Below are 22,983 nucleotides of genomic sequence, written 5' to 3'. Positions count from 1 at the left end.
TCACAATCTTTGATTGCATAGTCCCAAACCTAAGTTGCTGAATGGTTGAGATGAGTACTTCTGCCCTCCCGATTGATATTGAAACTGTAAAAGGCTTCCTCGCACCTGAAGAAGGGCAGGCCTTGCGGGAGCATGCCCAAGCATGCGCCAGCCTCGGTCCTGTGCTGGAAATCGGCAGTTATTGTGGTAAATCAACCGTTTACCTTGGCATGGGCGCGCGGGCTGGAGGCGGGCAGGTTCTGGCCGTCGATCATCATCGTGGGTCTGAAGAAAATCAGCCGGATCAGATGTTTCATGACCCGGATCTGGCCGACGGCCATGGTGGAATTGATACTTTGCCACTTTTTCGCAAGACCATTCGGGATGCGGATCTGGAAGATGTGGTGATCCCGGTGGCGACATCAGCGGCGCATTTTGCACGGGTCTGGCAACAGCCCCTGGGCATGGTCTTCATTGATGGCGGGCATACGCTGGACGCAGCACTCACGGACTATCGGTTGTTTGCACCGAAAGTGGCACCGGGCGGCATTCTGGCCATTCACGATGTGCACCCGGACCCTGAGACGGGGGGGCGGCCACCTTATGAAGTATATGAGCTGGCGCTGGCGTCAGGCTTGTTTCGCGGCCTAGCGCTTATTGAGACGCTGGCGATCCTGCGCCGCATCTAAACCGTCAATGTCGGGAAGGGTGTGGTCAATGAGGGCATTGCAAGCGGCCGTTGATTGCGTCACGGCGTCTGCCGCAAGAATGACAGCACCTGCTGTCCATGCCGGCTTCTCGGCAGGCCAGGGTTTGCCGACCTCAGTCTGAATCCCCATCCAGTAGGCCCCATCGTCATCGGCATGCTGATGCTGCCATGACAGCATTTTTTCGGCGCGTTTACGGTCACCCATGCCCATCAGGGCAAGGCAGAGCTCCGCGGACTCTGCCACCGTTACCCATGGCTCGTGAACCACGCAGCGGCAGCCGACACCGTCCTGCACGAATTCGTCCCAGCGTGAGGCGATTTTTGCGTAGGCAGCTTCGCCGGTGAGCGCACCACCGAGGACGGGGTAATACCAGTCCATGGAGAAGGTGTCTTTCGGCTCCCAGGTGCGGTCAAACCGGTGTGGTTTGTGGCGCAGGGCGTCTCCAAGGGCGTCGCGTGACGCAATCCATTCACCGGCAAGGTCAGTGTGGCCGAGGGTGGCAGCAATGTGCGCTGCGTGCTCAAGGCTCTTGTGGATGGAGGAGCTTGCGGTGATGAGTGCGTCATCAGGTGCATCGGTGTCGCGGGAGGCCCAACGGATTTCGCCGTGCTCTGACTGGTGGCTGACAACAAAGGCAAAGGCTTTTTTGACGGTCGGCCAGAAGTGCTGCAGGAAGTCTGTGTCCTGTGTCAGCAGATAGTGATGCCAGATACCGGTTGCGATGTAGGCGGCGCTGTTGGTGTCGCGCTCGTATTTCTTGTCTTGCTCGTTTTCGCCGGTGTAGCGCTGCTCATCCTCGTCTAGAGGGACGGCAGAGCCCATTTCCATCCACCACGACCCATCTTCGAGCTGGATGTCCACAAGGTGCTGGTAGGCCCGCACAGCGGCGTTGCGCTCTCCCATGACATCAAGGGCCATGGCTGCTTCGATATGGTTCCACGGGTCAAAGACGCCGCCATCGTACCAAGGGATGGAGCCGTCTTCGCGCTGCAGTTCAAGAATGCGCGCAACGGCACCGTCGAACAGGCCGTCGTGGATTTTCGATCCCTTGGTGAGGTGGAGAGTGCTCACCGCTTATGCGCTCCCGCTTCGGGTGGCCTTGCTGAAATACATCACAACGCTTTTGCCCATGAGGGGATCTGCGATCTTTTCAAGCATCCGCGTCAGCCAGGGTCGCTTGACGATGTCCCATGCCAGAAAGCGGTGATAGGTGCGGACGAAGAAGTTCTCGTCATCGCGGACACCCACGGCACAGCGAATCCACCAGTAGGGGGAATGCAGACCATGCGCCCAGTGCCGTTGAAGGAAGGAGAGACCCTGCGCTTCAACAGCGCCGCGTAGCTGACCCTCGCTGAAGATGCGCACATGGCCGCCCGGTGTGTTGTGATAGTCCTCTGACAGGGCCCAGCAGATGCGCTCCGGCCAGTAGCGGGGAACAGATACACCGAACCTGCCGCCGGGCTTGAGCACGCGGTTGATCTCTTTCACAGCACCCAGATAGTCCGGGATGTGCTCCAGCACTTCCGAGCAGATGATCTTGTCGAAGGTGTTGTCGGCAAAGGGTAGCTTGAGCGCATTGCCCACCGAAAAGCCGAAGCTGCGCGGGCTTGTCGGGTCAAGGTCTGGAAAATCCAGAAAGCCCTTGCGGGCCTTTTGAACATCCTCGAGCAACAGGTCGACACCAACGGCCTGAATCTCGTCCTTGGCAAAGTAGACAGCATGCATATGCCGCCCTTCGCCGCAGCCAAGGTCCAGAACCCGGTCGCCTTCCTGAAGGTTAAGCTTGGCGAAGTCGACCGTGCGCACGTCCGATAGTCTCCAGATAAATTTTTTCGAGGTTCTCGGCAGTGCGGCTCCACTGGAATTCCTTGAGCATACGCTCACGGCCTGCAGCACCGATGCTGTCGCGCAGGCTCTTGTCGTCGAGCAGACGCGAAATTTCCGCTGCCAACGCTTCAGGGTTGGAGTTGGGCACAACCGGTGCCGCGTCGCCCGCCACTTCGGGAAGGGAGCCGCCGTCTGTTGCAATCACAGGCGCGCCGCATGCCATGGCTTCACCGCAGGGGAAGCCGAAGCCTTCATAGACGGACGGTGAGATGGCAATGGTGGCTTCCGCGTACATCTTGGTGATGTCTTCGTCGGTCAGACCACCGGATACAAACTTCACCTTGTCCTTGATGCCGCGACGCTCAAGTTCCTTGGACGTGTTGCCCTCACGCAGGGAACCGATCACGACCAGTTCAAGATCCGGATATTTTGGCAGCAGCTGGTCGTAGGCGCGGATCAGGTAGATGAGACCCTTGAGGGGCACATCTGCACTGGCGCAGGCAATGAGGCGGTTGGTCTTGCGCTCAATCTCAGGCATCGGCCGCCACTGCTCGGTATCAATGCCGTGATAGCAAAGCTCCAGACGGTTGGGGTCGAGACCGAAGTCCTTCGATACATCGCGCAGCGTTGATTTTGAGACCACGATCAGGTCTTCAAGTTCGCGCGCCACTTTGATCTGCATGTTGAGGAATGAATACCAACGCCACTTCAGGAAGGCGAAGAACGGGTTGGGTGAGTGCTTGATGTCGATGCGGCGGTCGCGGGTGATGGGGTGGTGGATGGTTCCCAGCACCGGCATTCCCATGTCGCGCATTTTGAGGAGACCCCAGCACAGGGTCTGGTTGTCGTGGACGATGTCGTAATCATTGACACGGGTCTCCGCCCATTTGGCCATGCGTTCGCCGAAGGTAAAAGGCTCCGGGAAGCCGCCTGAGTTGTGCCACCACCATTCTTTTACATCGAGCCAGTCGCGAATTTCGCCTGACCACAATGCCTTGATGGGGTGTGGGTTTGCATACAGGTCGAGTGACGGCAGCTTGATGAGGCGGCAGCGTGGGTCCAGCACCGGGTAGGGCTGGCCGGATACAACGTCGATCTCATGGCCGCGGTCTGCCAGGGCCTTGGTGATAAGGCGCATATACACGCCCTGGCCACCGGTTGTGGGGTTGGAGCGGTAGCTGGGCATCAGCATGCGAAGGGGGCGGTCAATGCCGGGGCGGGCGCGAGTGTCGATGGGCTCGCGCGGCTCAAAGTCCGGCACGTCAGCGCGTGATAGCGCCTGGCTCATATAGCCTTACTCCTGCAAACGCACATTGCGGCGCGCCTGCTTATAAATGGCGGGAAATCCCACAAAAAAGAAAACACGCCTTTGAAATCGGCGATGGCCACCGCGCATGAGGCTGCGGCTCCCGCCAGGCATGTTGCGGCGCGATCATAACGATGTGCACCGCACACGCCAAGGGAGCTTACAAATTAGTCAGGAAGGCGAAAATTCAAGGCCTGACAAGGAATTATGCGGCCTGATCACCCATAAAATAGCGTACCAGATCTACGTAATCGAAGATCAGCGACACAAAAATGGTGATCGAGACCACCCACAGATACCGACCGCCCCAGGTTGAGGCATCGAACGAGCTGCGCCGACGCCACAGATAAACAAGCAGCGGGGTCCACAAGATGATGTGCGACAGGCCCAGAATTCGGGTGTAGCCATAGGTGTCGTAGAGGAAGCCCATAAGGAAGAGGTTGGCGATCCAGGCTCCCAGGATCCACCGGGCTTCAACGCGGTGAAACACAAAGAGAATAGCCGCGGTGTTCAGGGCTATCATCCAGTAGACCCAGCCTTGGATGAGCAGTCCTTCGCGGGCGATGTCGGCCATCATGTCCATTTTTGTCCCCTCTTGATGGTCGGCGCTAGTTAATAGCTGCCGGTTTGGTTTCTTCTTCTTGTATCGGCGGTTCGTTGGCGGGGCCGGCCTGATGATGAATCAGTTTCCAGCTGCCATTCTCCGCGTCCTTTCGGAACATGTTCGTGGCGATCAGGTAATCCGATCCGATCAACTCGTAGCAAATCACAATCCCGACATGGCCGTGCATGGTCACGTCTGCGGACAGCGGCGTGATGGCGGGCGGTGCCGGGCCTTCGAATATGCTCTGGAACGATGACAGCACATCCTCAAAGCCGCGCAGGGGCGCCCAGCCGGGGTGCAGGCAGGTAATGGCGTCATCCGCTGCCCACAGGGATGCCATGGCCTGTATGTCGCTATCAGCGAAGGCTTGATAGAACGCATCATTGGCGAACAGAAGGGCGGCGCGGTCGCTCATTTGCTGTTGTTACCCTTCCTGGGAGCTTCAAGCGAAGCGGCGTTTCAGCCAGTCCGTGATGAGAGCGTTCAGTTCATCCGGCTTTTCAGCCTGAGTCCAGTGGCCACAATCAGGGATGATATGTTTCTCAAGGTCGGGGCAGAACTGCTCCATGCCTTCGGTGAGTTCCGGGCGCAGGACAACGTCGTTGGCTGCCGAGATCATCAGGCAGGGGACATTCACCTGATCTGGAAGGTCTGCGGAGCGCTCCCAGTTGCGGGTGAAGTTGCGGTACCAGTTGAGGCCGCCGGTGAAGCCGGTGCTGGTGAATGCTTGGTGGTAGTACGCCGCTTCTTCAGCGGTCAGCAGTGGGTCGCCGCCCCATTCTTCTTCGGGGACTTCAAACAGTTTGGCGAGGGCCAGGTTCTTGGCTGCGTCAGGGGCGGCATTGTCGAAGTCTTCGAGGGTGACGGCGCTCTTGCGGTACCAAAAGCGCAGGGACTTTGCGATGTCCTTGCCGAATAGCTCGTCTGCAGCGCCTGGCTTCTGGAAAAACACGATGTACATGTCTTCGCCCATTGTGGCGCGCATGGCTTCGATCGGATCAATCGGTCCGCGTGCGATGTAAGGCGTGTTGACGCCGATGACGCCGGCGACGCGATCTGGATGGCGCAGGGGCATCTGCCACACAACGAATCCACCCCAGTCATGTCCACAGAAGATGGCTTTGTCGATGCCCAGTTCATCGAGCATCGCCACCATGTCGCCGGTCAGATGTTCCATATCGTAGTCTTCAATGGCGGCGGGGATTTTGCCGGTTGTGGCATCTACCGTGCGCCCATATCCGCGCTGGTCCGCTGCTATGGCGCGGAAGCCTGCGTCAGCGACGGCGGGTATCTGGTGACGCCACGAAAAAGCCAGTTCCGGGAAGCCGTGGCACATGACGACAGGCACACCTGTGCCCTGCTCATAGACGGCAAGTTTGAGACCATTGGCCTCGATGAATTTGGGCTCTGGAAACGACATGGAGCAGCTCTTTTCTGATTTTTAATTGTATCGCTAAGCGGTGGCGGGATTCGCGTTGAGGCGCAGATGCATTTCATCGCGCTCGGGCCCTAGCTTTGGCGGATAGAGGTGTTTCTTTGTGGCCTTGGGGCGCACCCACATCCACAGGATCCGCAGGATGTTTGCCGGGCGTTGCAGCCAGTCCATGGGCGGCTCCAGCATGTGAAAGCCTTTCATGGCTTCGCGCAGCAGGGGCGTGCTGCCACGCACCGCAGGTGTGATGGCGTCTTCAGCAAAACTGGCCATCAACCGACCTTTCAGGCTTGTGCTCTTTATGCCGCTGACGCCTCGCTCGGCCTGACGCATGGAGCTTTTGTCCTGCTTCACCATGCTGTCGTAGTAGGGGCGAATGGCCTGCTCCAGCCTGTCGGCATAGATGATGGCGCGTTGTTGGGGGTCACTATTGGCCTGCAAGGTTTCTGCAAGCGCATGGGCTTCCACAAAGGCGCAGGAGCAGCCGCGGCCATAAAGCGGGTTTGTGCGGATGGCTGCGTCACCAATGGCAAAGAAGTTGGTCACCAGTGCACGTTGCTTGCCCTCATCATCCGTGGCGATGAAAGACCGCCAGCGACTGGCAAGTTTGCCCATGCCAAGCACCTTGCTTGCGGGGTCGGACCGGTCTGGTGATACCCAATCGGCAATGCCGGGCAGGGATAGGCAGGCGGCGTCGAACTTTGCCGGGTCCACCATGGCCATGCGCAGGCCGGTTTCTATCTCAGGGACGGCGAGGGTGATGGAAAAGCAGCCATTGTCCGCGGGAAAGACGCCGTATTTGAGATATCCCAGATCACCGGCGCCGGGGACAATGCCACGGGACGGCTCGTCGCAGCCGGGTTTCAGCCGGTAGTGGCGGGTGAAGTAGAGGATGCCGCAGGGTTCGGTCTCTTCGGTTGGAACGATACCTTCCTTGGCCAGCCACGTCGGCACCTGTGACGTTCGGCCGGTTGCATCAATCACAATGTCGGCGTGGCGGGGGCTTAAGGGTTTTGTGTCTGTTTCCGCCATCACACCTGTGACTGTCGGCGGTGTGGTCATTGTATCGACGACGAGGTCACGCACGCGCACGCCGGTTTCCAGCGTCACATTGGGAAGTTCTGCGACATAGCCGCGAATGACAAACTCCAGCGTTGTGCGGCGGGAGGTGAGGATCGTCAGGTCCAGATCATCTGGCGATGGCTGATAGGTATCGCGCAGGGTCGCTGGCAGACCATCTTCAAATGTCAGTTCGCGGCAGCCGGCATCAAGCAGGCGCTGCAGCAGGTCCGGGTAACTGTCGCGCAGCAGTTGATAGAGAACCGCAAGGAACGCATGGCTGTGACGCACATGGCCAACGCCTTTGCGGTTCCATTGGGTGAAGGCTTCATCTGCAGATGTGGCGGGCGGGGGCGCATCACGGTCCAGCACAGTGACGGTGTGGCCGTCGCGGCTTAGGGCAAGCGATGAGGCTAGGCCGGCAATGCCTGACCCAAGCACGATGATGGATTGCTGCGTGCCGGGGACGGTAGGTGTTGGCGTGGCTGTGTGGGTGGTCTGGGTCACGTTGTTAGATCCGAGCGATAAAGAGTTCGCTGCGACTCTAGCCGTGTCGTTCATCACGTCAAAGAGAACCGGCCGTTAGCCTTTTGGGCCATCCGTCAAAAACGAAGGCCCAGATAAGGAAAAACCGGCGGCTCCCCAAAGGGTGCCGCCGGTTTGTCCAGTGCTTCGTCAGCCTATCTGGACTTGGCACTTATGGGTGCCAAGAGGTCCTTTCAGCCGCGACGTTTCGCAGCCTTACGCTTTGGAGCTGCTTTACGCTTAGGCGCTGCTTTCCGCTTAGCTGCAGGGCGCTTCTTAGCGGCAGCTTTCTTCTTGGCAGCAGGACGCTTCTTAGCAGCGGCCTTCTTCTTCGCAGCAGGCCGCTTCTTAGCAGCTGACTTCTTCTTGGCTGCTGCCTTCTTCTTAGCGGCGGGGCGCTTCTTGGCAGTAGCCTTCTTCTTCGTTGCTGCTTTCTTCTTCGCAGCAGGGCGCTTCTTAGCAGCGGCCTTTTTCTTCGTTGCTGCTTTCTTCTTAGCGGCGGGGCGCTTCTTAGCAGCAGTTTTCTTCTTCGCTGCGGCTTTCCGCTTAGGAGCAGCCTTCTTCACTGTTTTCTTTTTCGCGGCAACTTTCCGCTTAGGTGCCGCTTTCTTTTTAGCGGCGGATTTCTTCTTCGTAGCGGCTTTCTTTTTAGCAGCCATGTGGTCCTCTCCCAATCTTTCTCATGTCACACCAGGTCAACATCACTGATCGTGTGTCTTTAGTGGTGCCGTCACCGGTAAGTCCGGCCAATGGCCGACACCCTTCAAACGAAGACGCACGCCGGCTTGAGCTAATTACGCACAAGGACGGTTACGTTCTTGTGGTTAACAGAGTGTTATTCGATTGGGCGCTGCTGCAAGTGTTTGCGCGTGTTCATTGGCGCAACGGACTCTTCAGCAAGATATCGAGCGCAGTGTTGCATGCGGTGGGTGCTGACATGTTTGATGTGGTGCTTTCACTTCGCAGCGTTTGTTTGGCGCTTATCCGTATACTGACTAAAAACGCTGAAACGCAGTCAAACACTTGCTTTTTTGGGTATGCCTGTGGCAGGCGGCCGACTCCTCAGTGCAGCATGAGATGTATGCAACGCTGCTAAGTTGTTTGTTCCGTTGCGGCTTTGCAAAGCTATGCACAGGCGTGTTGCGCAGATGCATCACTTGTCGCGGGATTGATTTTTTTGGTTGCGTGCAAAAGGTGTCGAGTGCGCGTTTTTTGCATTTTTGGTGCGTATTGATTCGTTTGTAAAACACACAACGGACTCCAACACACACATCAAAACGCTCTGCGCGCACTGCAAACAAAAACGGCGCAGCAAGTTTTTGCTGCGCCGTTTTGTTGTGCTTGTTGTTTGAAGGGACGTTAGATGAGGCCCCATTCCTCACGCAGCTGACGCTTGAGGATTTTACCATTCGCATTTCGTGGAAGCGGATCGGTGCGCAGTTCAATCTTCACCGGCACTTTGAATGCGGCGAGATGCTGACGCACGAATGTCTGCAGATCACCTTCGGTGACGCTTGAACCAGGTGTTACCTGAATGACGGCGCCAACTTCTTCGCCAAGAACCTTGTGCGGGATACCGATGACAGCGGCATCCATGACATCGTCGTGGCTGTAGAGCGCATCTTCCACTTCAACGCAGTATACGTTTTCACCGCCACGGATGAGCATGTCCTTGGCGCGGTCGAGGATGTAGATGAAGCCTTCTTCATCAATCCGAGCAAGGTCACCGGAGTGAAGCCAGCCATCCGTGAATGTTTCAGCTGTGGCTTCTGGCTTGTTCCAGTATTCCTTCACGACGTTTGGACCAAAGATCCAAAGTTCGCCGACTTCGCCGGTTGGCAGCGTGTTGCCCTTCTCATCAACGACTTTTACGTCGCATACGGGAATGGCCGGACCGCAGCTTTCAGGCTTGGCGATGTATTCAAGGCCTGCATTCTGGCTCGAGGCGGCAGATGTTTCGGTCAGGCCGTAGCCATTTGCGGCTGATGAGGCCGGGAAGAGCTTTTTGATCTTTTCAACAAGCTCAGGTGCTGCAGGAGCACCGCCATAGCCGATGCCTTCAACACTTGAGGTGTCGTAGGTGTCGAACTCAGGATGCTCAACGACCTGCCATACCATGGCGGGCACACCGCCGAAGCTGTTGATCTTTTCGCGCTCGATGAGTTCCAGCGCACGGGTCGGGTCCCATTTGAACATCATGACCAGCTTGTTGCCGGCGTTGAGTGTACCGCACAGGATGGCGTGCAGGCCTGTTGCGTGGAACAGCGGGACGGAAATCAGCATGCACTTCTTGGGCATGTTGGCGACATCCGGCAAAGGCTGGCCGTAGCGCAGAAGCTGACGCACCGGCGCGATGCCGAGACCAACAACGTTGCCGCAGATGTTGCGCTGGGTGCCCAGGGCGCCTTTCGGGCGGCCTGTGGTGCCTGACGTGTACATGATGGTGGCGTCGTCTTCGGGCACCAGCTCAACAACAGGTGGTTCTTGATCCGGCAGGGACGCATAGTCTTCGTGCTTGCACAGGACGTCGGCGAAGTGTTCAACCTTCGCGTCGCTGTCGGGCAGCTTAGTCGCGCGTGCAGCGATCACAGACTTGATGCCAAGGCGGTTTGCAAAGGCAGAAATTGCATGGGCGCGTTCTTCATCGGCAAAGACGAGAGATGTGCCGGAATCTTCAAGGCCGTATTCCAGCTCTTCGCCGGTCCACCATGAGTTAAGCGGAACCATGATGGCGCCAATGGACGCGCCTGCGAAAAATGCGATTGGCCATTCCGGGTAGTTGCGCATGGCGATGGCGACGCGGTCACCCTTCTTGACACCATACTCATCCTTGAGCTTGTGGGCGAGGGCGGACGCGGCCTTGTGGAACTCGCGATAGGACAGGCGGTCGTCTTCGAACACCACGAATTCGTGGTCGCCGTGTTCCTTGGCCATGGCAAACAGTTCGCGCAGGCTGTTTTTGGCTTCCTTCCACACGCGCATCTTCAAACCGCGCACTTCTGCTTCGGTCACTTCGAATGGCGTGCCCGGTGAGGTCATGAGGGCGTGGGCGTCTGCGACGCTCATGATCGGTTCGGACGGAATCTCGGGTGTGGACGTAGCTGCGGCTTCACTCATGCCGTGTATCTCCCTGAAAAACGCTGAATTTCGGCACTTTTCTGTCCGCTAAGGTGCGGTGTGCCTGATTTTGCGCGGGACCATACAGGATGGGGAGGCGAGAGTCATGGGGATGTAGACATCCTATTGCGTCGAATATTTTTGACAGAAGAAAGCGTGGTCTGGCGCCCTAGGTGCTTTTGATCGCGGCGTACAAAAGGGTTCCCCAGCCTACAAGGAAGGCAAGGCCGCCCAGCGGTGTAATGAGCACCAGCGCGCGGCTTTCTGTCAGGCCGTAGAAATACAGCGATCCTGAGAACAGGATGATACCGGTCAGGAACGCCCACCCCGCAATATGTGTTCCCGTGGCTGTGATTCCGGTTTGTGTGCTGATGCTGGCGAGCCAGGCAACGCCAATCAAAGCCAGGGCGTGATACATGTGATATTGCGCGCCGGTTTCAAATGCTGCCAATGCGCGCTCGCCGACACGTCCCTGAAGCCCGTGAGCCCCGAATGCCCCTGCGGCAACTGCGATGAATCCGTTCAAGGCGGCGAGGGTCAGCCAGAGTTTCATCTGCAAATTCCTTGTTTTGGCGGGCGCATATGCTTGACCCGTCGGGCGGGGGCGGTTCTCATTCGACCCAATTAAAAACACAATACCTCAGGGAGTGGCCATGCTTACCAAGGCCGATGATTATCCGATCCATCAGGCGCCGGTGCCGATTGCCTATGCAACCACCGACCGCAATTTCTATGACCGCTATTTCTTCAATGGCTATCCGCAGGATGCAGCAGAGGTAGGTGGCGACGGGCACTTTGCGTGCGCGTTTGGGGTTTATCCCGGTCACAACATCATGGATGCGGCGTTCTGCGTCATCGTGGATGGGGTGCAGAAGAATGTGCATGCCTCAAAGGTGATGCATATGGAGCGGATGGACACGCAGGTGGGGCCAATCCGCGTTGAGATTGTGGAACCGTTGCAGGTGCTGCGCGTTGTTGTGGAAGACAACGAGCATGGCATCAGCGCCAATCTGACCTTTACGGGCCGTACGCAGGCCCTTGAAGAGCCACGGTTCATTTCACGGGTCGGCCCGCGCACTGTGCTGGACTACACCCGCCTGACGCAGAACGGTGAGTGGGAAGGCTGGATTGAAGTTCAGGGCAAACGCATTGAGGTGACGAGCCCACGCTATCGCGGTACGCGCGATCGCTCCTGGGGTATTCGGCCTGTGGGCGCTGCAGACAGCCAGCCTGTTGCACCGCCACCGGAGCCGCAATTCTACTGGCTGTGGTGTCCGCTCAATTTCGATGACCGGATTTCGCTCTATCACATCAATTCTGACCGGCAGGGGCACGCATGGAACACCAATGGTGTCGTGTGTCCTGTCGGCGGTGAGCCGGTGGAGTATGCGCAGTGTTCATCTGACGTGACGTTCAAGCCGGGCACGCGCCATGCTGCCGGGGCGACGCTGACACTCAACGGCGAAGACGGTGACACCACGATCACGCTGGAGCCGCACTACACTTTCTACATGCAGGGACTTGGCTATGTGGGCTCTGACTGGGGGCATGGTCACTTCAAGGGCGAGAATGCCCTTGGATATGACGAGATTGTTCTGGCGGATGCGCCGGCATTGTCGTTTGAGCATCTGCATATTCAGGCGTTTTCCTCCGCGACCATGACAACGCCGGACGGCAAGGTGCGCAAGGGACAGGGCGTGTTTGAACAGCTGATTATCGGTGCTCATGACCCATCCGGATTTGCAGACATGCTGGACGGTGCCAAATGAGTGAGACGCAACCTCTGGAGCCGGCGCTCGTCGATCTTGCCGCCCGCTTTGGTGATTACCTTGAAGCGCATATGCCGGATGTGACGACAGCGGATGTGGAAGCCATGGAGCGCATTCATGGTGGGGCATCGCGTGAGACGTTCCGGGTCAAGGTGCATCTGCGTACGGACCCGACGAAGCCTGGCGAACACCGCGGACTGATCCTGCGGCGGGACCCGGTGGGCAGCCTGATCGACACGGACCGCGATGTGGAGTTCAACGCCTATCGCGCGTTCTTCGATACGACTGTGCCGGTTCCCGAAGCGCTGTTTCTGGAAATGGACACCAAGTGGCTGGATCGGCCGTTCTTCGTGATGTCGGAGATCCCGACCGGCGAAGCGCAGTCTCCCTTTGCGCCGGACCCCTATGGAGAACTGGCGCCCAAGCTGGGTGAACAGTTCTGGCGCCATCTGGGGACGATCTCCGGGGCGGACCCACACGCAAACGGTCTTGCCGAGAAGATGGAGGCCCCGGCGCTGGATGCGTGCTGGCAGAAGGAACTCGCCTACTGGGAAGGCGTGATTGACGGCGATCAGCTCGAACCACACCCGATAGCAAGGGCTGCCATCCGCAAGCTGCGCCGGTCCCCGCCGCCGCCTGCACAAAAGCTGTCGGTCATCCATGGCGATTATCGCATCGGCAACTTCATGAGTGACGAGCAGGGCGACTTTACGGCCGTGCTCGACTGGGAGATGTGCCATCTGGGTGATCCGCTTGAGGATCTGGCCTGGGCGCTTGATCCGATCTGGGCAGCGACGGACCCCAATGTGCCTGCGTCCCTGATCAACCGGGACGAAGGTATTGCCCTTTGGGAAAAATCCTCCGGTCTCAAGGCGGACCCGGCAGCGCTGGCGTGGTGGGAGTTGTTCTCCAACGTCAAAGGTCTGGGTATCTGGATATCGTCGAGCCACGAATATGCGACCGGCGACAATAAGGACCCGATCCTCGCGTTCTCCGGCCTGTTCTGCACGGCCAAACACAATGAGATTGTGGCGGCCAAGCTGCTCAAGAGTTTTGAGGAGGCGCACTGATGCGGCCTGAAGCAAATGATCTTTTGAATGGCGGGTTCGGCACGATGCTCATGGAGATCGCGCCCAATCTCAATGCCACCTACTCAACGGGCAGTGCGTCCGTGGTTGGCCTGCTGATGTATTGCGCAGGCATTGAGTATGAGCGCGGTGCGGATGTGCGGGTGAAAGAGAACGAAGCCTTTCGCGCCATCTTCCGCGATGCCACACCCAACCTCACAGGCGATCTGCAGAACCGCATTGGGTCGGCAGGGCACGGGACGGATGACGTGCTCACCATAAGTGCGCTCAACGTCACCAATGATGGCTTGCGCGAGTTGCTGATTGAACTGCACGCCCATGTCGAAGAAGTGGAAGACAGCTGGGCGCGAGACATTGAGCACGCCATCCTCAAGGCGCTGAACGACTCCGGTCAGATGCGCAAGATCGAGCTGCCTGCGCTCTAGCTGACGCCTAGCCGCTCATACTGCTCCTGCGGAGCCTCTACATCATCCAGCGCGTGGCGCAGGAGGTCTTTGTACGTCTTGGTGTCACTGCTGTCCGCACGATCAGGCTCTTCTCCCACGGGGGCTGACAGGTCGTAGAGATGGTCACCGGTAAATTTGCGCCCGGCCCAGAAGGGCAGCATGTCGCCAGGTACGAAGGGCTGACGGATTACAGGCACATTTGAGCCGGGCACCTTGCGCAACTCCGCCCGGTCATCGGGCAGCGGGAAGATATCCTGTGTATGGATTTCCTTGCCGTCGGGTCCGTTGACGTGGATCGGCATGGTGGACCAGCGGTTGGAATACATGGCCAGCGGCGTGTTTTCCTCGGACGGTGCGCGGGCAAATAGATGCTTGCCATCTGTCACCTGAACCTCGCGGCCCCACACGCCGGTCAGCACATAGTCGCGGACACCCGTTGATGTGTCAGAAAGGACAGGCAGCAGTGACTTGCCGTGGGTGCGCTGGCGCACGTCGAGGTCATAGAGGTTTGCCAGTGTCGCGAAAATGTCGACGCTGGTGGTCAGGGCATCGGTCTCGCCGGGCGTGATGCCGGGCCCGCCAATGTAGAGCGGGATGTGGCCCAGGGTCTTTTGAACCGGCGTGCCCGGTTTGCCCCATATGTCCTTCTCGCCGAGATAGTGGCCGTGGTCGGTGGTTAGGATGATCATGGTGTCGTCGAGGCGGCCGGTCTCCTCAAGTGTTTGCATCACCTTGCCGAACCAGTGGTCAATCATGGAGAGCTTGGCGCCATATTGAGCGCGGATCTGCTTGCCTTCGCGTTCGGAGATCAAGCCCTGTTCCACGGCACCCACCGCATAGGGCGGCCAGATGAGCGGGTCCTTGTCCCAGTCCTCATCATACATCTTCGACCATTTGTCCGGCGTATCGAACGGCTCATGGGGGTCAAACTCATCCACGAACAAAAAGAAATTGTCGTGGTGGGGGGCATGGTCGCGCAGCCAGTCGGCGGTGGCGCGCATGGTGCGCGGGCCGGGAAAATCTTCCTCCCCGCCAAAATAGCCGCGTGAATTGTCGTAGGGCATCTCGCGGGGAATGAAATGCGGTGTGCCCTGCCAGCTGGGGTCGGGCCTGGTCTTCCACGGATCGCTTTCATGGCCGCGCAAATAATCCCACGCCTTGAAGTCAGTGTGGTAGTTCTCGCCCCCCGTTTCGAACAGGTGCGGGTGGTCGGCAACCAGCATGGTGGTGACGCCCTTGCGCCGCATGGCGTAGGTGATGGCGTCTTCCCAGATTTCGATGGAGCCCCAGGGGCGCCAGAGAAAGTCCATGGCGCCGACCAGAATATCGTGCCGGGCGGGCATGCAGGGCAGGGAGCCGGTGAAGTGGCGATTGAACTTGAGGGCGTGTTTGGCGAAGGCGTCAAAATTGGGGGTCTCGAACTCGTCGCCTCCATAGCTGCCCAGCATGTGCCTGTTCAGGCTGTCGAACAAAAGGACGATGACGTTCTTTGTCTTGGTACGGTCCAAACCCGTGTCTCCCCTTACCGGTCGTGTTGCGCCAACCTTAGGGGAGGGCGCGAGCGATGACTATGTCGCTGGAACACCGATATGCGTTTGCCTATGGGGCGATCTTCCTCGCCATGGGGACGTTCCTTCCCTATTTCCCCGTGTGGCTCGAGTCCCGCGGACTGTCGCCGTACGACATAGGGTTGCTGTTTGCGATATCCGGTGTTGTCCGCATGGGAACGATGCCGGTGATCGCCTATCTGGCGGATCGGGCCGGTGCGCCGGTGCGGGTGTTGCGTGTGCTGACCGCGGTCACGCTGGTGGCCAATGTCGTCTATCTCGCCACCGGCAGCTTCTGGCCGATCCTTGCCGTGCTGATGGTGATGACTGTGTTCGGGCCGCCGATCATGCCGCTTACAGACGCGCTTGCCATGCGGGACAGCGAAGCAGGCAGGCTCGTGTATGGACGGGCGCGGGCGTGGGGGTCTGTCGCTTTCATTGTTGCCAATCTGAGCGTCGGCGTTGCGCTTGGCAGCCTTGGTCCTGATCTCGTGATCTGGGTGATCGTGTTTGGCGGGGCGCTCAACTTTGCCGCCTATCTGCTGCTGACCGACAAACCCGACGGGGACGCTGACATCAGCGGTGTGGGGCGGGTGGATATCGCCAGCGCGTTGCGGCTGGTTCGATCACCTGTGTTTCTGGTCTTTGCGTTTGCCGCGGCGAGCGTGCAGGCGACCCATGCGGTGTATTATGCCTTTGGCACCCTGCACTGGCAGTCGCTTGGTCTCAGCGATGGCGTCATTGGCGCGTTGTGGGCGTGGGCGGTGGTTGTGGAAGTTGTGCTGCTCTGGAAGGCAGCGCCGATCGTGGCGCGGTTTGGTCCTGCGATGCTGATCGGGCTTGCGGCGTGTGGTGGTATCGTGCGGTGGACCATCATGGCATTTGATCCACCGTTCTGGTCCTTGCCTTTGTTGCAGTGTCTGCACGCCATGACGTTTGCTCTGGCGCATCTTGGGATCATGCAGTTTCTGGTGCGTGGGGTGCCGCCGCAGCTCGCATCAACCGCACAAAGCGTTTACTCGGCTCTGGCCAGCGGCATTGTCATGGCCGGGGCGACCTATGCGTCCGGGCGGTTTTATGAGGACTTTGGCGGGCTGACCTACCTTGCGATGACCGCCCTAGCTGTGCTTGCTTGCGGCGCGGCCTTTTTGGGCCACCGTATTTGGAATGGAGGCCGGATCGATGGGTGATCCTGCAACGAAGAGTGACGCGCCTTTTGAAGTTGTGCCTACGGGTGCAGCTGTTGGTGCTGAAATTCGCGGACTTGATGTGCGGACGCTGGATGACGCTACGTTTTTGGCGCTGCGTCAGGAGTGGCTTACCCACAAGGTGCTGCTGTTCCGTGGTCAGTCGATGAGCGACGATGATCTGGTTGCATTTGCCAAACGCTTTGGACCGCTTGATCTGGCACCGGCCAGCGCAACAGACAATGTGGGCTCTCAGGAAAAATCCCGGCCCGATATCTGGATTATTTCCAACGTTGTTGAAGATGGAAAACCCATCGGCGCGTTGGGCTCGGATGAGGCTGAATGGCACACGGACATGTCCTATGTGGATGAGCCGCCTATGGCGAGCGTTCTGTACTCACTGGAGATCCCGCCAAGCGGCGGTGACACCAGTTTTGCCAACATGGTAACGGCGCTTGAAGCGCTTCCTGATGACCTTCGGGCAAAGATCGAAGGCCGTGTTGCCAATCATGACTCCAGCTATACCAGTGTAGGTGAATTGCGCGTGGGTGCTGAGCCTGTGACGGATGTAACCAAGGCACCGGGTGCCCGGCATCCGATCATCCGCACGCATCCTGAGAGTGGTGAGAAGGCACTTTATCTTGGGCGTCGCAGCAATGGCTGGATCGTGGATATGGACAGCGCCGAGAACGAGACCCTGCTCGATGCCCTTTGGGCGCATTGCGCGGATCCGCGCTTTTCATGGTCCCATCAGTGGCGCAAGGGCGACTTGCTGATTTGGGACAACCGGTCCCTCAATCACAAGCGTGAAGCTTTTGACCCGATGTCCCGGCGCGTGATGCATCGCTGCCAGATCAAGGGTGACACGCCACGCTAGAGCCTCCTGCTACGGCGGGGGCGCGGGCGACCAAGTTTGAAAAAACCAAAACTCAAAATGGGAGGCACGCATCATGCGGGCAATTGAAATTCAAGGCGCTTTCGGGCTCGATAATCTGGCGCTGGTGGAGCGGGACGTTCCCAAGGCGGGTCCCGGACAGATCGTGGTGCGGCTGAAAGCGGCCTGCCTCAACTTCCGCGACTTTGCGACGGTGCTTGGCCTGGGTGGCCAGTACCCATTGCCGCTTGTGCCGCTTTCTGACTCTGTCGGCACGGTGAGCGAAGTAGGTGAGGGCGTGACGCGGGTTGCAGCGGGTGACCGTGTGTGCCCGACATTCTTTCCAACCTGGCATGCGGGTGGTCCCACCATTGAAGGTCTGTCCAAGGCGCTGGGCGGATCGCTTGATGGCTGCGCGCAGGACTATCTGCTGATCGGCGAAGATGGCGTGGTCAAAGTGCCTGAGTACATGACCGACATGGAAGCTGCGATGCTTCCGTGTGCGGCGCTGACCGCGTGGCGGGCTTTGATGGTTGAAGGCAACCTCAAGGCGGGCGACACGGTGCTGGTGCAGGGGACCGGTGGCGTATCCATGTTTGCCCTTCAGTTTGCCAAAGCGGCAGGCGCGCGCGTGATTGCCACGTCGTCCTCCGACGAAAAACTCGAGCGCGCAAAGGCGCTGGGGGCGGATGATGTCATCAACTACAAATCCACACCTGACTGGGGCGTTGCAGCACGCGGGTTTACGGATGGTGTTGGCGTTGACCACGTGGTGGAAGTCGGCGGTGCTGAAACATTCACCCAGTCACTGAGTGCCATTCGCGTTGGTGGTCATGTGGCGGTGATCGGTCTTTTGTCGGGCATGATGAAAGACATGAATGTGGCGACGATGTTCTCCCAGAATGCGCGCATTCACGGGATTACGGTTGGCAATCGCACGCAGTTTGAAGACATGCTCAAGGCCATGGCCCTGCATGAAATACATCCTGTCATCGACAAGACCTTTGCGCTGGAAGATCTCAAGGCAGGCCTCGAGCACATGGGCTCGGGCGCTCATTTCGGGAAGATCGGCATTGAGATTGCCAGCTAGGTCGGCCGAGAGACCTAGGCCGAGAGTGGCGGCGGAGCGCTAGACCTGCGCTTCGCCGAGCTCGGCAGGTTCCGGCTTGCCGATGGAGACTTTCGACTTTGCTGGCGACAGCAGATCTGCAATTTCGTGCACGCCATCCCAATCATCCGCAGGCGGATTGGTTTCCAGCCGTTTGATGCGCTCGTCATAGAGGTCATACAGCGTTGGAATGGCACCGGAGAGTTTCCGGCATTGGGCTGATATCTGACGAGCGGTGTTCCACTCTCGTGCGCGATAGGCCTTGAAGAGGGCGTTGTGGGCTTCGTCCAGAGCCTTGAACTTCGGGCTGGCTCCCATGATGGGATCGCCAAGCAGCGCGTAAACGCGCCAAGGGCCTATGCGTCCGTCCAGACGCAGCTGGTCGATTTCAAGCAGTGCAAACTTGTCTTTGATTTCGTCACGGGCGTCGGCGCCGACAATGATGGCCGGGCCATATTGGCGAGACAGACGCTGCAGTAGCTGAGCTTCATTTACCGCACCGCCAATGCCTGAGAAGTCATAGACTTTTTCAGCGCCAAGATTGCCGACAACAGCCATGCCGCGCTCAATGCCGATGCTCATGGAAACGGGAATGAATGGGCGGTGGGCGCGCTGGGCTTCACGCTCCAGATCGCGATTGACCGGCTCAAGTTCTGCGACCATGCGCAGGGCTGCGTGGCCTGCCTGAATGGTGTGGTCTGTGCGTTCTAGCGGTGCATTCCAAAGTGCGTTTATGCCGCCGCCAACAAACCGGTCCACCATCCCGTCGTGACGCAGCACGCAGCGGGTCAGCGGCTCGTGAATGTTGTTCACAAGGCTTGCAAGAGACTTTGCGTCTTCTCCGAAAGGTTCAGCCACGCGGTGGAAGGCCCGCACATCGGCTGACAGAGCCGTGACCATGGAGCCGCGGCCACTGGGAGCGGCAGCCTCTGGATTGCGGACCAGCGTGTTGATGTGTTTGGGGGACAGGCGGTCTGAAAACTGGCTGCGGATGAAACGCTCGGTGGCGTTGCGGCGCATGAGGTTCATCGTTGAGCCGATCAGGAACACGATGATGAGGCCGGTCACCGGCAGTGCTGGATCAATCAGCCAAAGCTTGGAGGTGAAGGCGAACCAGCCGCCCCACAGCACGCTGCCTATCGCCAATACGCCAAAGAGGGCTGCCCAGATTGTGCCTGCGGTTATGAGCAGCGCAAGCAGAGCAACGCCTGTTACCAGCAGATAAACCTGTTCAGCGGGCAGTGCCCAGTCAGGCCGCCAGAGATAGTGACCCAGCAGCATCTGCTCCAGCATCTGCACATGGGCTTCGACGCGGGGCATTTTGCCAATGGGGGTTTCTACAAAGGCTTCCGCACCCTGCACGGTGGCGCTGACAAAGACGATGGCCCCCTTGAGGCGATCAGAGTCTGGGTGATCCCCAAGGACCTTCCATGCGGGCAGGTGTCGGGTCGGTTCGTCCTTTGTGTAGTGCAGCCACAGACCGCCATCGGGATCGGTTGGAAATTCCTTGTTGCCGACGACAATGCGCTGCACGCCGGGGCGACGGCCAAATTCAAGATTTGCATCTGGTTTGGTGACAAAGCTCAGGATGCCGCGTGCGCCCTCGGCGACACGAACAGCTTCAACCGAAAGGCTTGGGACGATGTTCCCTGAGACGCGCTGCAAAAGCGGCACCTGACGGATGACGCCGTCATTGCCCGGGCCCGAGGAGAGCGTGCGCGCACCATTGCCTGATGCCACATCCTCCAGCGATTTGAGGCTGGGGGACATGCCGGCGCGCTCTGGAATGAACTGAGCGATGTCTCCGCCACGGGCTGATACGGGCGCCTTGCGCACGGGAACCAGAGAATTGGATTCGTCGGTCAAGGAGAATGCCGTGACGACGGGGCCGCGGGAAATGGCATTGGCCAAAACGCTGTCATTGTCGGGCAGGCCGCCTGCTGCTTCCTGCAGACGGGCGATCTGATCCATGTCCAGTTCCGGATTGGCCAGCCACTCCTGGACTGCTTCTGCGGGAGAGGTTGCGTCCGGCCACTCAAATGGGGGCTCGAACACAACAGCGCGTGCGCCAAGGGAAAAGGCCTTGTCCGTCAGCGTTGCAAAGCGCGTCCGCGGCCAGGGCCAGGGGCCGATGAGCTGCAGGCTGGCGCGGTCCACATCAACATAGATGACGCCGGTACCGCTCGAGATGGACGGATCGCGATAGGCGCGTGGGGCCGCATTTTGATAGTAGTCAAAGACGGACAGACGAACCGATGTGGCGATGCTGGCCGGGTCGTATTGCATGAGCACAAGCCAGCCGGCGAGGGCAAGCCCCGCCAACGCCGCCGCCAGGCGTCGCAATAGCTGTATCGTCTTCATGTCTACCCCTGACACCGGTGCCGCGAAGTACCCCGCGCGACCGCCCGTATCTGCTCATTGGTGTGCGTTCGTCCGTATTCAGCCACAGTCTGCCTGAACATCACCTAGCAAGGGCTTAAAGAATGGCCCAAAGATGACGTTTTGCAGAGCGGGCGGTCTACGGCATCCCACTTCATGAACAGTAGTTCAGGGAGGTTAAGATGCTGCTACCTTATGGAGCAGGGTCGGCTGCCTCAGGTGCTGCTTCGGGACCGCCGAATGTCGCCAGATAGGCGATGACATGGGCGCGGTCTTTTTCCTTTGGCAGGCCTACAAATGACATGGTTCCCTTGGGAATGACGTCTTTTGGCTGCTTGAGGTAGGCACTAAGCGTGGCTTCGTCCCAGATTTTGCCTTCAGCCTTCAATTCCAGCAGATTTGGTGAGTAATTGTAGCCTTCAAGGTGACCAAATTCCGCGCCGACAATGCCGTACAGGTTCGGGCCAACCCGGTTTGGGCCGCCTTCTTCAACGGTGTGGCAGGCCTTGCAGCGATTGAACACGCGCTTGCCTTTTTTGGGATCTCCGACGATCTGCGTGTCCGCAGCAGCGGCATCTTCGGCCGTTGCCGGTGCAATCTGAGCGGTGGTTGCAATGGCTGCTGTGAAGGCAAAAGCAGCAACTGCGGCGAGTGTTTTGGTGGATTTCAGCATCGATTTCTCCAAGGGTCGCAAACCATGGGCAGCACGTGAACTGCAAAGACCTTAATCATCTGTCGGGACCCTGGCCATGCGTTGCGATGCCGCGCACGCTTGGGGGCCGGTAATCATATGTTCAGGTGCTTCAGCGCGTTGATTGCCTATTCACTGCGCTTTCGGGCACACTCCGGCATGTCATTTCGGGGGCTACATTGACCAGCGGGCTTGCGCGGTTTGAAACGCAGGAAACTGCCGATGGCGGACAGATAAACCTGTCCGGTCCATGGACCGTGCGCAATGTCGGTGAGCACGATGCGGCGCTGCGCGCGATTGCCAGCTCCGTTTCCAATACACCGCGTCATATGCAGGGACGTGTGGTGATCGATCTTTCCGAGGTCACCACCCTTGATACCGCCGGCGCCTGGATCGTTCATCGTACCCAGCGCGATCTGACTGACGCTGGAGCTGACGTGCAGATCAGCGGGGCCAATGCCACTCAATCGGGCCTGATTGAGCTGGCGCGAGAAAGCGACCAGCCTTGCGATGTGGAGCCTGATCGCGGAACGGTTTTGGAAGCCATTGCAGAGCGCATGGGCCGTGCCGTTGTAATGCTTGTCAGCGAATTTTTGGCAATGCTCAACATGGTGGGTCTGGTGATGGCTGTCATCGGACGGATCATCGTCCGACCACGGACGCTGCGGCTCACCTCAGTTGTAAGCCAGATGGAGCGTGTGGGGCTCGACGCTGTTCCGATTGTGGCGCTGCTGACCTTCCTAATCGGAGCGGTCCTTGCGCAGCAGGGGGCATCGCAGCTGAAACTGTTTGGTGCCGAGGTCTATACGGTCAATCTGGTCGCCATCTCGATGCTGCGTGAACTGGCTGTGCTGATCACCGCCATCATTGTTGCCGGTCGGTCGGGCAGTGCCTTCACTGCTGAAATCGGCTCGATGAAGGTGCGAGAAGAGATTGATGCCATGCGAACGCTGGGCATGGATCCGATTGCTGTTCTGGTTGCGCCCAGGGTGATTGCACTGGTGCTGATGCTGCCGGTGCTCACCTTTATCGCTGACATCATGGGTCTCCTTGGAGGCGGAGTGGTGACCTATTTTGCGCTTGATATCTCGCCGCAGATCTATCTGCAGCGCGTTGATGTGGCCGTGGCCTCGAACACGTTTTTTGTTGGTCTCATCAAGGCACCATTCCTGGCCATTGCCATTGCTGTCATCGGCTGCCTTGAAGGTATGCGGGTAACGGGCAGTGCTGAATCCGTGGGTGAGCGGACGACATCTTCCGTGGTGAAAGCGATCTTTACGGTCATCGTGCTCAACGCCCTGTTCGCCATCTTCTTTACAGCGGTTGGGTATTGAG

The 22,983-nt window shown here is 58.7% G+C and carries 21 protein-coding genes; 8 read left to right on the top strand and 13 right to left on the bottom strand.

Going from position 1 to position 22,983, the window contains the following annotated elements; translation table 11 throughout:
• Window positions 1–50 precede the first annotated feature (50 nt).
• Window positions 51–668 carry a class I SAM-dependent methyltransferase gene (locus ABXH05_RS01450; protein WP_353559458.1) on the top strand — a complete coding sequence of 206 codons (618 nt, stop codon included), beginning with the start codon at window positions 51–53 and terminating at the stop codon, window positions 666–668.
• Here the strand turns inward: ABXH05_RS01450 and ABXH05_RS01445 are convergent.
• The 10 genes from ABXH05_RS01445 to ABXH05_RS01400 all read right to left on the bottom strand — a co-directional run bounded on the left by ABXH05_RS01445 (window position 627) and on the right by ABXH05_RS01400 (window position 11,112).
• The gene (locus ABXH05_RS01445; RefSeq protein WP_353559457.1) at window positions 627–1,760 is read right to left on the bottom strand and encodes a prenyltransferase/squalene oxidase repeat-containing protein; all 1,134 of its coding nucleotides are present in this window, start codon (window positions 1,758–1,760) and stop codon (window positions 627–629) included. The genes ABXH05_RS01450 and ABXH05_RS01445 overlap by 42 nt on opposite strands.
• A 3-nt stretch (window positions 1,761–1,763) precedes the next feature.
• Window positions 1,764–2,495, bottom strand: a complete 732-nt coding sequence (locus tag ABXH05_RS01440; protein WP_353559456.1) for a class I SAM-dependent methyltransferase — start codon at window positions 2,493–2,495, stop codon at window positions 1,764–1,766.
• Window positions 2,467–3,804, bottom strand: coding sequence for a glycosyltransferase family 4 protein (locus tag ABXH05_RS01435; protein ID WP_353559455.1), 1,338 nt, complete (start codon window positions 3,802–3,804; stop codon window positions 2,467–2,469). The genes ABXH05_RS01440 and ABXH05_RS01435 overlap by 29 nt, the downstream gene beginning before the upstream one ends.
• A 223-nt stretch (window positions 3,805–4,027) precedes the next feature.
• Complete coding sequence (locus ABXH05_RS01430; RefSeq protein WP_353559454.1) at window positions 4,028–4,405, bottom strand: hypothetical protein; 378 nt, start codon at window positions 4,403–4,405, stop codon at window positions 4,028–4,030.
• A gap of 25 nt (window positions 4,406–4,430) precedes the next feature.
• Window positions 4,431–4,841 carry a nuclear transport factor 2 family protein gene (locus ABXH05_RS01425; RefSeq protein ID WP_348138704.1) on the bottom strand — a complete coding sequence of 137 codons (411 nt, stop codon included), beginning with the start codon at window positions 4,839–4,841 and terminating at the stop codon, window positions 4,431–4,433.
• A 27-nt stretch (window positions 4,842–4,868) separates the two neighbouring features.
• A complete protein-coding gene (locus ABXH05_RS01420) occupies window positions 4,869–5,846 on the bottom strand; it encodes an alpha/beta fold hydrolase (protein WP_353559453.1) in 978 nt (325 codons plus the stop codon).
• Window positions 5,847–5,879: 33 nt separating this feature from the next.
• Entirely contained in the window at window positions 5,880–7,424 is a 1,545-nt protein-coding gene (locus ABXH05_RS01415; RefSeq protein ID WP_353559452.1) for an FAD-dependent oxidoreductase, read from the bottom strand.
• Window positions 7,425–7,636: 212 nt separating this feature from the next.
• A complete protein-coding gene (locus ABXH05_RS01410) occupies window positions 7,637–8,101 on the bottom strand; it encodes a hypothetical protein (protein ID WP_353559451.1) in 465 nt (154 codons plus the stop codon).
• Window positions 8,102–8,801: 700 nt separating this feature from the next.
• A complete protein-coding gene (locus tag ABXH05_RS01405; RefSeq protein WP_353559450.1) occupies window positions 8,802–10,559 on the bottom strand; it encodes a class I adenylate-forming enzyme family protein in 1,758 nt (585 codons plus the stop codon).
• A 169-nt stretch (window positions 10,560–10,728) separates the two neighbouring features.
• A complete protein-coding gene (locus ABXH05_RS01400; RefSeq protein WP_353559449.1) occupies window positions 10,729–11,112 on the bottom strand; it encodes a DUF423 domain-containing protein in 384 nt (127 codons plus the stop codon).
• A 100-nt stretch (window positions 11,113–11,212) separates the two neighbouring features.
• Between ABXH05_RS01400 and ABXH05_RS01395 the strand changes: the two genes are divergently transcribed.
• The 3 genes from ABXH05_RS01395 to ABXH05_RS01385 are packed head-to-tail and all read left to right on the top strand — an operon-like array spanning window position 11,213 to window position 13,841.
• A complete protein-coding gene (locus tag ABXH05_RS01395; protein ID WP_353559448.1) occupies window positions 11,213–12,328 on the top strand; it encodes an Rv3169 family protein in 1,116 nt (371 codons plus the stop codon).
• Entirely contained in the window at window positions 12,325–13,398 is a 1,074-nt protein-coding gene (locus ABXH05_RS01390; RefSeq protein WP_348138720.1) for a phosphotransferase family protein, read from the top strand. Before ABXH05_RS01395 ends, ABXH05_RS01390 begins: the two co-directional genes overlap by 4 nt.
• On the top strand, window positions 13,398–13,841 hold the full coding sequence (locus ABXH05_RS01385) for a hypothetical protein (protein WP_353559447.1): 444 nt from the start codon (window positions 13,398–13,400) through the stop codon (window positions 13,839–13,841). Before ABXH05_RS01390 ends, ABXH05_RS01385 begins: the two co-directional genes overlap by 1 nt.
• Here the strand turns inward: ABXH05_RS01385 and ABXH05_RS01380 are convergent.
• Window positions 13,838–15,370: a sulfatase gene (locus tag ABXH05_RS01380; protein ID WP_353559446.1), complete on the bottom strand. Its 1,533-nt coding sequence runs from the start codon at window positions 15,368–15,370 to the stop codon at window positions 13,838–13,840. The genes ABXH05_RS01385 and ABXH05_RS01380 overlap by 4 nt on opposite strands.
• A 56-nt stretch (window positions 15,371–15,426) precedes the next feature.
• Between ABXH05_RS01380 and ABXH05_RS01375 the strand changes: the two genes are divergently transcribed.
• From ABXH05_RS01375 to ABXH05_RS01365, 3 genes are all read left to right on the top strand, one after another.
• Window positions 15,427–16,599 (top strand): MFS transporter, encoded by a 1,173-nt coding sequence (locus ABXH05_RS01375; RefSeq protein WP_353559445.1) that lies wholly within the window; start codon window positions 15,427–15,429, stop codon window positions 16,597–16,599.
• On the top strand, window positions 16,592–17,473 hold the full coding sequence (locus ABXH05_RS01370; protein ID WP_353559444.1) for a TauD/TfdA dioxygenase family protein: 882 nt from the start codon (window positions 16,592–16,594) through the stop codon (window positions 17,471–17,473). The genes ABXH05_RS01375 and ABXH05_RS01370 overlap by 8 nt, the downstream gene beginning before the upstream one ends.
• A gap of 73 nt (window positions 17,474–17,546) precedes the next feature.
• The gene (locus ABXH05_RS01365; RefSeq protein ID WP_353559443.1) at window positions 17,547–18,560 is read left to right on the top strand and encodes a zinc-dependent alcohol dehydrogenase family protein; all 1,014 of its coding nucleotides are present in this window, start codon (window positions 17,547–17,549) and stop codon (window positions 18,558–18,560) included.
• 39 nt (window positions 18,561–18,599) lie between these two features.
• Here ABXH05_RS01365 and ABXH05_RS01360 read toward each other — a convergent pair whose 3' ends face one another.
• Both ABXH05_RS01360 and ABXH05_RS01355 read right to left on the bottom strand, forming a co-directional pair.
• Complete coding sequence (locus ABXH05_RS01360) at window positions 18,600–20,939, bottom strand: CHASE2 domain-containing protein (RefSeq protein ID WP_353559442.1); 2,340 nt, start codon at window positions 20,937–20,939, stop codon at window positions 18,600–18,602.
• A 211-nt stretch (window positions 20,940–21,150) separates the two neighbouring features.
• Entirely contained in the window at window positions 21,151–21,630 is a 480-nt protein-coding gene (locus ABXH05_RS01355; protein WP_353559441.1) for a c-type cytochrome, read from the bottom strand.
• 197 nt (window positions 21,631–21,827) lie between these two features.
• On the opposite strand from ABXH05_RS01355, the gene ABXH05_RS01350 reads away from it, so the two are divergent.
• A complete protein-coding gene (locus tag ABXH05_RS01350; protein WP_353559440.1) occupies window positions 21,828–22,982 on the top strand; it encodes an ABC transporter permease in 1,155 nt (384 codons plus the stop codon).
• Window position 22,983 lies beyond the last annotated feature (1 nt).

The organism is Pyruvatibacter sp. HU-CL02332, assembly GCF_040362765.1.
In the GTDB taxonomy this organism is placed as follows: Bacteria; Pseudomonadota; Alphaproteobacteria; order CGMCC-115125; family CGMCC-115125; genus Pyruvatibacter.
This window is presented reverse-complemented; position numbering and strand designations above follow the sequence as displayed.

Coding starts and splice junctions, on each gene's coding strand:
- ABXH05_RS01450 (WP_353559458.1), top strand. CDS start 51: ATGAGTACTTCTGCCCTCCCGATTGATATTGAAACTGTAAAAGGCTTC.
- ABXH05_RS01435 (WP_353559455.1), bottom strand. CDS start 3,804: ATGAGCCAGGCGCTATCACGCGCTGACGTGCCGGACTTTGAGCCGCGC.
- ABXH05_RS01430 (WP_353559454.1), bottom strand. CDS start 4,405: ATGGACATGATGGCCGACATCGCCCGCGAAGGACTGCTCATCCAAGGC.
- ABXH05_RS01425 (WP_348138704.1), bottom strand. CDS start 4,841: ATGAGCGACCGCGCCGCCCTTCTGTTCGCCAATGATGCGTTCTATCAA.
- ABXH05_RS01420 (WP_353559453.1), bottom strand. CDS start 5,846: ATGTCGTTTCCAGAGCCCAAATTCATCGAGGCCAATGGTCTCAAACTT.
- ABXH05_RS01410 (WP_353559451.1), bottom strand. CDS start 8,101: ATGGCTGCTAAAAAGAAAGCCGCTACGAAGAAGAAATCCGCCGCTAAA.
- ABXH05_RS01405 (WP_353559450.1), bottom strand. CDS start 10,559: ATGAGTGAAGCCGCAGCTACGTCCACACCCGAGATTCCGTCCGAACCG.
- ABXH05_RS01400 (WP_353559449.1), bottom strand. CDS start 11,112: ATGAAACTCTGGCTGACCCTCGCCGCCTTGAACGGATTCATCGCAGTT.
- ABXH05_RS01395 (WP_353559448.1), top strand. CDS start 11,213: ATGCTTACCAAGGCCGATGATTATCCGATCCATCAGGCGCCGGTGCCG.
- ABXH05_RS01390 (WP_348138720.1), top strand. CDS start 12,325: ATGAGTGAGACGCAACCTCTGGAGCCGGCGCTCGTCGATCTTGCCGCC.
- ABXH05_RS01385 (WP_353559447.1), top strand. CDS start 13,398: ATGCGGCCTGAAGCAAATGATCTTTTGAATGGCGGGTTCGGCACGATG.
- ABXH05_RS01375 (WP_353559445.1), top strand. CDS start 15,427: ATGACTATGTCGCTGGAACACCGATATGCGTTTGCCTATGGGGCGATC.
- ABXH05_RS01370 (WP_353559444.1), top strand. CDS start 16,592: ATGGGTGATCCTGCAACGAAGAGTGACGCGCCTTTTGAAGTTGTGCCT.
- ABXH05_RS01365 (WP_353559443.1), top strand. CDS start 17,547: ATGCGGGCAATTGAAATTCAAGGCGCTTTCGGGCTCGATAATCTGGCG.
- ABXH05_RS01360 (WP_353559442.1), bottom strand. CDS start 20,939: ATGAAGACGATACAGCTATTGCGACGCCTGGCGGCGGCGTTGGCGGGG.
- ABXH05_RS01355 (WP_353559441.1), bottom strand. CDS start 21,630: ATGCTGAAATCCACCAAAACACTCGCCGCAGTTGCTGCTTTTGCCTTC.